The 3,874-nt window shown below is 64.4% G+C and carries 3 protein-coding genes; all 3 read right to left on the reverse strand.

Going from position 1 to position 3,874, the window contains the following annotated elements; translation table 11 throughout:
• The coding region (locus tag EOA27_RS26480; protein WP_148669966.1) for a sugar phosphate nucleotidyltransferase at window positions 1-626 on the reverse strand (626 nt) is incomplete at its 3' end.
• Between the two features lie 63 nt (window positions 627-689).
• Window positions 690-2,903 (reverse strand): 1,4-alpha-glucan branching protein GlgB, encoded by a 2,214-nt coding sequence (glgB, locus tag EOA27_RS26485; RefSeq protein ID WP_126083470.1) that lies wholly within the window; start codon window positions 2,901-2,903, stop codon window positions 690-692.
• Window positions 2,904-3,099: 196 nt separating this feature from the next.
• Window positions 3,100-3,874, reverse strand: a 775-nt coding sequence (locus tag EOA27_RS26490) for a glycogen/starch/alpha-glucan phosphorylase (RefSeq protein ID WP_145970542.1), incomplete at its 5' end; no start/stop codon positions are given.

The raw sequence follows: 3,874 nt of genomic DNA on the forward strand, positions 1-3,874 counted from the left end.
ATGCCCATCGAGGCGAGCGCGAATTCCGGCTTGTCCGGAATGCCCGGCGGATCGGCAGGCTTTTCGACGAAGGCGATGATGTTGTCCTTGGCATCGACATGCATGACGCCGAAGCCGGTCGCCTCCAGGCGCGGCACTTCCAGGCAGCCGACGGTGACGTCGGCCCCGGCATCGACATGCTGGCGCAGCATAAGTTCGTAGTCCATCTTGTAGATGTGGTCGCCGGCGAGGATGACCATGTATTCCGGCCCATAGGCCTCGATGATGTCGATGTTCTGGTAGACGGCGTCGGCAGTGCCTTCATACCATTGCGTTTCCGAAACGCGCTGCGACGCCGGCAGGATGTCGAAGCTCTCGTTTCGCTCTGGACGCAGGAAGTTCCAGCCGCGCTGCAGGTGGCGGATCAGCGAATGCGCCTTGTACTGGGTGGCGACGCCGAGGCGGCGGATGCCTGAGTTCAGCGCATTGGAGAGGGCGAAATCGATGATGCGCGTCTTGCCGCCGAAATAGACGGCGGGTTTGGCGCGCCGATCGGTCAGTTCCTTGAGGCGGCTGCCGCGGCCGCCGGCCAGCACATAGGCCATGGCGTCGCGCGCCAGCGGCTGGGTTCTTTTGATCTCTGCCATTTTGTTACCCTCCCAAACAAGCTGCCCGGACCGTTGCAAGGGCAGGATGAGACATCATCTGCTTCAGTCCGTGACGAATTCCAGCATGATCGTCGACAGCGGCGGCAGCAGCATCGTCGCCGATACGCCGCCCCCTTCCCCGCTCGCCTCGATCATGCCGCCATTGCCCATGCCGGAGCCGCCATAGTCGGCGGCATCCGTATTGATGATTTCGCGCCACTTTCCCGCCTTCGGCAGCGGCACGCGATAGTTCTCGCGCGGCACCGGCGTGAAATTGGAGATGACGGCGACCGGGTTGCCGTCCGGCGCGTTGCGCAGCCAGGCGAAGACCGAATTGTCGCGGTCGTCGACGATCAGCCAGGAAAAGCCCTCCGGCTCGCAGTCGCGCGCATGCAGGGCCGGGCGCGAACGGTAGAGGTAGTTCAGGTCGCGCACGGTCTGCCAGACGCCGCGATGCGGCGCGAATTCGAGCAGGTTCCAGTCGAGCGCGCGCGCCTCGCTCCACTCGCGGCGCTGGGCGAATTCCTGGCCCATGAACAGGAGCTTCTTGCCGGGATAGCCCCACATGAAGGCGTAATAGGCGCGCAGCGTCGCAAACTTCTGCCAGTCGTCGCCGGCCATCTTGTGGAGCAGCGTGCCTTTGCCGTGCACGACCTCGTCATGCGAGAGCGGCAGCACGAAGTTTTCCGAGAACGCGTAGACCAGGCCGAAGGTGATGTCGTTGTGGTGATGCTTGCGGAAGATCGGCTCCTTGGAAAGGTACTCCAGCGTGTCATGCATGAAGCCCATATTCCACTTGAAGCCGAAGCCGAGCCCGCCCTCATGCACGGGACGCGACACTTTCGGCCATGAGGTCGATTCCTCGGCGATCGTCATCACGCCGGGGTGGTGGCCGTAGAGCTCCTTGTTCATCTTCTGCAGGAAGCTGACGGCATGCAGGTTCTCGCGCCCGCCCTTCTCATTGGGGATCCATTCGCCCGCCTTGCGCGAATAATCGAGGTAGAGCATCGAGGCGACCGCATCGACGCGCAATCCGTCGACATGGTATTTCTCGGCCCAGAACAGCGCGTTGTTGACGAGGAACGACACCACCTCGCGGCGGCCGAAATTGTAGATCGCGGTGTTCCAATCCGGGTGAAAACCCTGTCGCGGATCGGCATGCTCGTAGAGCGCGGTGCCGTCGAATTGCGCCAGCCCGTGCTCGTCGACCGGGAAATGCGCCGGCACCCAGTCAAGAATGACGCCGATGCCGGCGCGATGCGCGCCGTCGACGAAGCGGGCGAAGCCGTCGGGGTCGCCGAAACGGGCCGTCGGCGCGTAAAGGCCGGTGGTCTGGTAACCCCAGGACGGATCGTAAGGATGCTCCGAGATCGGCAGGAACTCGATATGGGTGAAGCCGGTGTCGACCACGTAAGGGATCAGCCGCGCGGCGAGCTCGTCCCAGGAGAGGAACGTTCCGTCGTCGCGGCGCTGCCAGGAGCCGGCATGGACCTCGTAGATCGAGATCGCCTCGCGCCGGGGATCGGCCTTGCGCCAGTAGCCGCGATGCGCCTCGTCGCCCCACTGATGCGCCATCGGCGGCGCCGTCACCGAGGCGGTCGCCGGGCGCAGTTCCGATTCGAAGGCGAACGGGTCGGCCTTGAGCGGCAGGCGCACGCCGTCCGGTCCGATGATCTCGAACTTGTAGGGCTGGCCCGCGGCGAGATCGGGGATGAACAATTCCCAGATGCCGGTGTCCTTGCGGTCGCGCATGGTGTGGCGGCGCCCGTCCCAGTCGTTGAAGGCGCCGACCACGGAGACGCGCCTGGCATTGGGCGCCCAGACCGCGAAATGCACGCCGGTGGCGCCCTCATGATCGATGATGTGGGCGCCGAGCTTATCAAAGAGCCTAAGATGCGAGCCTTCGGCCATGTAATAGTCGTCCATCGGTCCCAGAACCGGGCCGAAGGAATAGGGATCGGTCAACCACCAGTCGCCGCCGGCATTCCTGGCGTGATAGCGCAGCGGCTGGCGCTTGCGGATCGAGACCTTGCCCTCGAAGAAGCCGGCATCGTCGCGGCGCGAGAGCTCGCCGGCCTCCTTGCCGGTCAGCGTATAGGCGGTGACGAATTCGGCGTTGGGCACGAAGCAGCGGGCGACGAAGCCCTTGCCGGCCTCCTGCACGCCCAGAACCGCGAAAGGATCGCCATGCGTCCCGGCGACAATCGCCGCGACATCGCCGGCAGGCGCCAGTCCGTCCGGCCCGCTTGTCGCAGCGGTCGCGCGCGGCTTCCTCATCAAGCGGTCGCCCTCCCCGGGCATCTTGTTCTGGCGCATGCCTTGGTGCGGCACGCGCCGTTCTTTGTCTTGGCGCATGTCGCGATCCCAAAACCGCTACGCACTTTTGGGCGGCATGCACTAACTTAGTCTTGATACATGCCGTGATTTGGGCGGCATGCACCGGGCCACATTCCTGGTGGCTCATGCAATCATATCAGACGGGCACGTTCCAGATGTCTTTCGCATATTGGCGGATCGTGCGGTCGGACGAGAACCAGCCGACGCGGGCGACGTTGCGGATTGCGCGCGCGTGCCAGTCGGGGCTGTTGCGCCAGACGGCGTCGACCTCGCGCTGGCAGGCGGCGTAGGAATCGAAGTCGGCCGCCACCATGAACCAGTCGCTCTGGTAGAGGCCGTTCATCAGGTCGCGATAGCGGCCGGGATCGTCGGGCGAGAAGACGCCGGAGGAAATGGCGGACACCGCCTGCGACAGCTCGGGCGAGGCCTCGATCACTTCGCGCGGGTTGTAGCCATTGTTGCGCCGCTCGGCGACTTCGGCGGTGGTGAGGCCGAAGATGAAGATGTTGTCGTCGCCGACATGTTCCTTGATCTCGACATTGGCTCCGTCGAGCGTGCCGATGGTCAGCGCGCCGTTGAGCGCGAACTTCATGTTGCCGGTTCCCGATGCCTCCATGCCGGCGGTCGAGATCTGCTCGGAGAGGTCGGCGGCCGGCATCATCACCTCGGCCAGGCTGACATTGTAGTTCGGCACGAAGACAACTTTCAGCAGGCCGCGCACCGACGGATCGCCGTTGATGACCTTCGCGACGTCGTTGGCCAGTTTGATGATCAGCTTGGCGTTGTGGTAGCTCGGCGCCGCCTTGCCGCCGAAGAACTTCACGCGCGGCATCCAGTCCCGCTCGGGATGCGAGCGGATCTGGTCGTAGAGCGCGATCGCCTCCAGGATGTTGAGCAGCTGGCGCTTGTAT

The sequence above is a fragment of the Mesorhizobium sp. M2A.F.Ca.ET.037.01.1.1 genome (assembly GCF_003998075.1).
Lineage (GTDB): Bacteria > Pseudomonadota > Alphaproteobacteria > Rhizobiales > Rhizobiaceae > Mesorhizobium.